The sequence below is a fragment of the Exiguobacterium sp. s145 genome, from assembly GCF_018618835.1.
GTDB lineage: Bacteria > Bacillota > Bacilli > Exiguobacteriales > Exiguobacteriaceae > Exiguobacterium_A > Exiguobacterium_A artemiae.
Map to the genome: position 1 here is coordinate 1 of NZ_JACSMV010000040.1, position 2,369 is coordinate 2,369.

Here is a 2,369-nt window from a genome sequence, read left to right on the forward strand (position 1 = left end):
CTGTGTAATGCAAAATAGGAGTGCAGACTTGTGCGACGGAAACGTACACAGTTCTGCACTCCTTTTGCGAAAAAAGAAAAAGACTTGCCAGCACCCACAAATTCATCCTAACGTTTAAGTTGCGAAACAAGAACGTTAAGGAGATGAAAGGAATGCTAACAATGTCTGAAATCAATTGTATCAAATTTTTAAGGAACCATAAATCCTATTCCATCAATAAGATTGCGAAAGATCTTAATCTGAACTGGCGAACTGCTAAAAAATATGCCGATGAGTCTTTTCTACCAAAAGAAAGTCCTTCTTCAAAGCGTGGCATGATGTATGGCACCCGTTGGGGCGAAATGATCGAGGACTGGCTACAGGAAGATGCGATGATGAAAAAGAAACAACGACGAACCAATAAAAAACTATATGAGACATTATGTACATATGGATTTGAAGGGTCCTACCGGACCGTCTGTCAATTTATCAAAGAATGGCGCCTAGGTCGCGATGTAGAAAACGATAGTCGATTCGAGCGGTTGGAGCACCCGCCCGGAGAAGCACAGGTAGACTTTGGCGTCATGGAAGTCGTGAAGGACAGTCATGCGGTCGATGTGCATTGCTTGATCCTATCCATGCCGTATAGCAATCGAACAGCTGCGGTTGCATTACCAGCAGAGAACCAAGAATGTTTCCTGACCGGATTGAAGAGACTGTTCAAAGAAATCGGAGGCGTGCCGCAACAATTACGGATCGATAATCTCCCAGCAGCCGTCGCTAAAGCACGGACAACAAAGGAAGATGCCATTTATACGGACGCTTTTCAGCAATTCGTAACGCACTATGGTTTCCAAGTTCAAAGCTGTAATCCATACAGTGGGAATGAGAAAGGAAGCGTCGAAAACAAGGTCGGATATGTCCGTTACAACTTCCTGGTTCCTTCTCCCGTCATGAATGACTTCGAATCATTGAACAGACGCCTCGCATCATCCCTCAGGGATGACATGGAACGTATACATTATGAAAAGAAAGTACGTATCAAGGATCTCGTTGTGGAAGAGAAAAAGCATCTCCTTCGACTGCCTGAAGAAGACTTTCCGGTGTTCAAGGAGGAACTGTTGAAGGTAAACAAATATGGAGAAGTGACCATCGATCAAACAAAGATTCTCGTTCCATCTGGTTCTCGACATGGACAAGTGAGAGCAATCCTAAAATGGGACGATATGAAAATCATTTCTCGTCATGGAGAAATCCTGTACGAAGAAAAGCGACCTTATATGATGACGAAACGGGCGTTACCTTGGGAAAGCATTCTCAACGAATGGTACAAAAAGCCGCGTAGTTATGGTCATTCACGCCACGCAGAGTACCTCCCTGGACGAATTCGAGAGTATCTGAACATTCAGAATCTGATGATACGGAGAGAAAGACTGGGATGGCTACGATCTAGATTAGTCCTGCATTCAATCACTGAAATCGATGAACGATTGTATGAGCTACTGAGCCAGAGCGATGCCTATTCTGACATCGAAGAGCATCCATACGATGTCGACTGGAGTAAGTATGACAGTTTGAATCGACCATGGCAGAGTGAGGTGCAGCCGTGAATCTAAAAGAGATGTGCAAATCCCTTCGGCTCGCTTACGTCGCTGAAATTTACGAATCGATTCCGATGGAATCGTCCGAGACGTTTCTCACGACACTTTTTGAAATGGAGATGAGACTTCGTGAAGAAGCAAAGGCAGAGAGGCTCATAAAAAAAGCAAAATTCATCAACAATAAATCACTTGAAGACTATCGCTGGCATGACAACATCTACTTTCCTCGTCATCTCAAGAAAGAAGAATTGATGTCGCTCTCTTTCATCGATCATCAGCAAAACGTAGTGCTCACAGGTGCCCCCGGCACTGGTAAGACACATCTTGCGATTGGTTTAGGACGGGAAGCTTGCCGTAAAGGAAAAGAAGTACGTTTCTTTCGTGTTTCGGAGCTCGTAGAGCAACTCACCAAAGCATGGCGTGATGGGAAGCTGAGTAGCTTCCATACACGCCTCGATTCTGCGGATCTTATCGTCTTGGATGAAATGGGCTATCTTCCATTATCCAAAGAGTCAGCAGAGCTCCTGTTCCATCTCATTACAGACTGGTACGAAAAGAAAAGTATCATTATCACATCGAATCTAGAATTCAGTCAATGGAATCGTGTTTTCGCAGATCCTAGATTAACATCAGCACTCGTTGATCGTGTGATTCATCATGCGCACATTCTGACCTTCACGGGTGACAGTTATCGTGTCACACAGGCATTATCAAGAAATTAAATATTTAGTGGCAAAGTTCTGTACTTTTTTCTGCAATTCACTGCACAAACCTATTGCAAAATACAAG

At 43.9% G+C, this 2,369-nt stretch carries 2 protein-coding genes; both read left to right on the forward strand.

From position 1 onward, the window contains the following. The first annotated feature begins 152 nt into the window (after nt 1–152). Entirely contained in the window at nt 153–1,589 is a 1,437-nt protein-coding gene (gene istA / locus KNQ07_RS15900; protein ID WP_214767971.1) for an IS21 family transposase, read from the forward strand. An 11-nt stretch (nt 1,590–1,600) separates the two neighbouring features. After that, nucleotides 1,601–2,302, forward strand: a complete 702-nt coding sequence (gene istB / locus KNQ07_RS15905; protein WP_214767973.1) for an IS21-like element helper ATPase IstB — start codon at nt 1,601–1,603, stop codon at nt 2,300–2,302. Nucleotides 2,303–2,369 lie beyond the last annotated feature (67 nt).